Here is a 4,055-nt window from a genome sequence, read left to right on the forward strand (position 1 = left end):
CCGCATCCTGCTGCCGGTGGTGCACGCGTTCCAGTCCCTGATCGTGCACGGCGTACCGGACCGCTTCCCGGAACTTCGCTTCGGCTTCATCGAGGCCACCGCTTCCTGGGTGCCCTTCGTGCTCTACGAGATCCGCCGCCGGCTGGAGAAGAACAAGGAACGGCCCACCAGCGTGCTGCGCTCCACCATGGAGATCGAGGAGATGGCGGAGGACATCCTCAAGCGCAACCGCATGTACGTGTCGTTCCAGGTAGACGAGGACGTGGACTACCTGCTGCAGCACACCGGCGAGGACAATCTCCTGGTGGGATCGGACTACACGCACAACGACTCCGCCCAGGAGATGGATTTCCTGGGGCTCCTGAAGCAGCGCGCCGACAAGGGCGACCTTTCCCATGCAGCGGTGACCAAGATCACCCAGGACAACCCCAGCGCCTTCTACGGCATCTGACTCTTGGTCGGCAGGAGCACGCCGTCGGGCGGGTTGCAAGCCCGTCCGCACGGTGGAGATTGGGAACCCGATGGACCGGGAAAGGGCCGGCAAGGCGGAGGCGCGATAGCCTTATTCGTTCGCATGATCAGGACGGGACGATAGCGCCAGGAGAGATCGGATGAAGGAATCCCCGGACAAGCCGCTGGCAAACGACGAGTTGGAGAAGCGCCTCTTCCCCGGACCCGGGCTTCCCGGCGGCGGGCAGCTCGACGTGCGCGTGGAGGTGTCGCCACTGCACCCGGACCCCGACGTCCGGGAGGTGGCGCGCCGCTGCAAACCTTACAACATCGACAGTTGGCACACCGAGTGGACCCGCATGGCGGAGAAGAACGAGGCCCTGGCCGCGGGTTTCGAGGACGAGGGGCGCCACGTCACCGCCCACGACTTCTACCGGCGGGCGGCGGAGTTCCACCGGCGCGCGCTCGTGTACATGCCGGAAGCCGACCCGCGCATGATGCAGAGCCACTACAAGCTCAAGGAGACCTTCGACAAGGCCTGGGGTCTGGTGCCGCCGCCCTTCGAACGCGTCGAGATCCCCTACGAGGGGCACCTGCTGGACGCGCTGTTCTATCCGGCCCGGGGCAAGGCCGAAACGCGCTTCCCCGTGGTGTACAACTACGGCGGCGCCGACGGCATCCTGCTGCGCGGGCTCGAGGGCGACGCCGCCCAGTACGTGCGCCGGGGCATGAGCTTCATCGACGTGGACGGCCCCGGCCACGGCGCCACGCTGCGGGAGAAGAAGCTCTACGCGCCGCCCGACTCGGAACGGGTGGCCAAGGCGGTCATCGACTACCTGGTGACGCGCCCGGACGTGGACCCGGACCGCATCGCCCTCCACGGCTCCAGCATGGGCGGATATTCGGGACCCCGTTGCGCCACCGAGGAGAAGCGCATCAAGGCCGTGGCGGTGTGGAGCGGGGCCTACAACCTGGTTGACGACATCTTCGACTTCTACCCGCCCATCCAGGAGCGGCTGCGCTGGCTCATGGGCGCCGAGGACCTGGCCGACGCCCGGGAGCGCATCAAGGAGTTCACCCTGGTGGGGCGGGCGCAAAAGATCGAGTGCCCGTTGCTGGTGGGCTACAACCACGACGACCGGGTCATGGACCCGCGCGGCGCCGTCCGGCTGTACGAAAACGCCGTCAACGCGCCGCGGGAACTGCTGGACGGCGTCGGCCACGGCGAGAAGCGTTTCGACCGGCGGAGCTTCATCGTCGACTGGTTCGCGAAACAGTTGGGGGCGTGACGGAGAACGCCATGCTTACGATCGACGCCGATGCCCACGTGATCGAGAACGAGGCCACGTGGGACTACCTGGAGGGCGCGGACCGGCGTTTCCGGCCCGTTCCGGTGTCCGCGGACATGCCCTCGGGCAACCGCGGGAACTTCTGGATCATCGACGGGCGGCTTATCGGCGGCCGCGACAACGTCGGCGCGGACACGCCGCCGGAAGCGCGGGAGATGACCGACATCGACCGGCGGCTTCGCCACATGGACGAGATCGGCACCGGCGTCCAGGTGCTCTATCCCACAGTGCTCCTGCGGCCCTTCACCGAGCGGCCGGACGTGGAGCTGGCCCTGTGCCGCGCTTACAACCGCTGGCTCGCCGACATCTGGAGAAAGGCGCCGGAGCGACTGCGCTGGGCGGTGCAACTCCCGGTGCTGAGCATGGAGGCGTCGCTGGAAGAGATGATCTGGGCAAGGGAGAACGGCGCCTGCGCGGTGTCGCTGCGCGGCGTGGAGACCCATCAGCCGCTCCACAACCCCTATTTCTTCCCGATCTACGAGGAAGCCCAGCGGCTGGACCTTGCCATCGGCATCCACGCCGGCCAGGGCAGCTTCGCGGTGTTGGACACGTTCGGCACGGACAACACCTTTACCACCTCCAAGCTGACGGTGGTGGGGGCGTTCCACGCGCTGGTGCTGCACGGGATCCCGCAGCGGTTTCCGCAACTGCGCATCGGCGCCATCGAGGTCACCGCCCAGTGGCTTCCCTACGTGCTGCACGACCTGCGCCTGCGCTTCAAGAAGGCGGGCCGGCGCCTGGATGACGACCTGCTCAGGACCCAGCGGCTGTTCGTGGCATGCCAGACCGACGACGACCTGCCCTACGTGCTCGGCTACGGCACGGAAGACAACCTCATGGTGGGCTCGGACTACGGCCACGCCGACAACGCCAGCGAGTTGCTGGCGCTCCGCGGGATCCGCGACAAGGGCGAGATCGCCGCCGAGGTGATCGACAAGATCCTCGCCCACAACCCGGCGCGCTTCTACGGACTGGCGGAAGACTAGATGGCGTCCTTCGACTTCGCTTCGCTACGCCTGTCCTGAGCTTGCCGAAGGGCTCAGGATGAACGGGGTAGGGCTCCACAACCGTTCGTCCTGAGCATAGCGAAGCGAAGTCGAAGGACGCCATTCGGAGGAGAACATGCTGGCCATCGACGCCGACGCCCACGTCATCGAGACGGAGCACACCTGGGACTACCTGGAGGGCCGGGACAAGCGCTTCCGTCCGGTGCCCGTTACGCTGGACATGCCCGAGGGCGGCACGCGCAACTTCTGGGTCATCAACGGGAAGCTCATCGGCGGCCGTGACAACATCGGCCTGGACACCCCCAAGGAGTCCCGGGACATGGCCGACATCGACGCGCGCCTGAAGCACATGGACGAGATCGGCACCGACGTGCAGGTGCTCTACCCGACCCTGTTCCTGCGGCCGGTCACCGACCGTACGGACGTCGAGCTGGCACTGTGCCGTTCCTACAACCGCTGGCTGGCGGACATCTGGGAGGCGGGCAAGGGGCGGCTGCGCTGGGCCGTGCAACTGCCGCTGCTGAGCATGGACGAGGCCCTTGAGGAGCTGCGCTGGGCCACGGAGCACGGCGCTTGCGCCGTGTTCATGCGCGGCCTGGAAACCCATCACCCCCTGCACCACCCCTACTTCTTCCCGCTCTACGAGGAAGCCGCGCGCCTGAACGTACCCATCGGCATCCACTCCGGCATCGGCAATGCCGCGGTTTCCGAAGCCTTCGGCAACGACCCGTTCCGCACCGCCAAGCTCACGGTCATCGGCGCGGTCCACGCCATGGTGATGCGCGGCATTCCGGAGCGGTTCACCGGCCTGCGCATCGGCGCCATCGAGGTGGCGGCCCAGTGGGTCCCGCACGTCGTGCGGGACATCACGCTGCGGCAACGCAAGGCCGGCGTGGAACCCGAAGAGGACCTGCTCGCGACCAACCGCCTCTACGTTGCCTGCCAGACCGACGACGACCTCCCCTACGTGCTCCAGCACGCGGGCGAGGACATGATCATGATCGGGTCGGACTACGGCCACGCCGACAACGCCAGCGAGCTGCTGGCGCTCAAGGGCCTGCGGGAAAAGGGTGAGGTGTCGCCCCAAGTCATCGACAAGATCCTGCACGAGAACCCGGCGCGGTTTTACGGGCTGTCGGAAGACTAGGTAGAGATTGCGTCCTTCGACTTCGCTTCGCTACGCTCAGGACGAACGGTTGTGGAAACCCTACCCCGTTCGTCCTGAGCTTAGCTAAGCGAAGTCGAAGGA

The 4,055-nt window shown here is 66.7% G+C and carries 4 protein-coding genes; all 4 read left to right on the forward strand.

Annotation, left to right across the window (positions count from 1 at the left end):
- Nucleotides 1-451, forward strand: a 451-nt coding sequence (locus OXU42_12955; GenBank protein MDE0030296.1) for an amidohydrolase family protein, incomplete at its 5' end; no start/stop codon positions are given.
- A 160-nt stretch (nt 452-611) separates the two neighbouring features.
- A complete protein-coding gene (locus OXU42_12960) occupies nt 612-1,739 on the forward strand; it encodes an alpha/beta hydrolase (GenBank protein ID MDE0030297.1) in 1,128 nt (375 codons plus the stop codon).
- Nucleotides 1,740-1,750: 11 nt separating this feature from the next.
- Nucleotides 1,751-2,785: an amidohydrolase family protein gene (locus OXU42_12965; GenBank protein MDE0030298.1), complete on the forward strand. Its 1,035-nt coding sequence runs from the start codon at nt 1,751-1,753 to the stop codon at nt 2,783-2,785.
- Between the two features lie 136 nt (nt 2,786-2,921).
- Complete coding sequence (locus tag OXU42_12970; protein ID MDE0030299.1) at nt 2,922-3,953, forward strand: amidohydrolase family protein; 1,032 nt, start codon at nt 2,922-2,924, stop codon at nt 3,951-3,953.
- Nucleotides 3,954-4,055 lie beyond the last annotated feature (102 nt).

The organism is Deltaproteobacteria bacterium (assembly GCA_028818775.1).
Lineage (GTDB): Bacteria > Desulfobacterota > Binatia > UBA9968 > JAJDTQ01 > JAJDTQ01.

What these genes read in the sequence shown, in the direction of transcription:
- OXU42_12960 (MDE0030297.1), top strand. Translation starts at nt 612, where the DNA reads ATGAAGGAATCCCCGGACAAGCCGCTGGCAAACGACGAGTTGGAGAAG.
- OXU42_12965 (MDE0030298.1), top strand. Translation starts at nt 1,751, where the DNA reads ATGCTTACGATCGACGCCGATGCCCACGTGATCGAGAACGAGGCCACG.
- OXU42_12970 (MDE0030299.1), top strand. Translation starts at nt 2,922, where the DNA reads ATGCTGGCCATCGACGCCGACGCCCACGTCATCGAGACGGAGCACACC.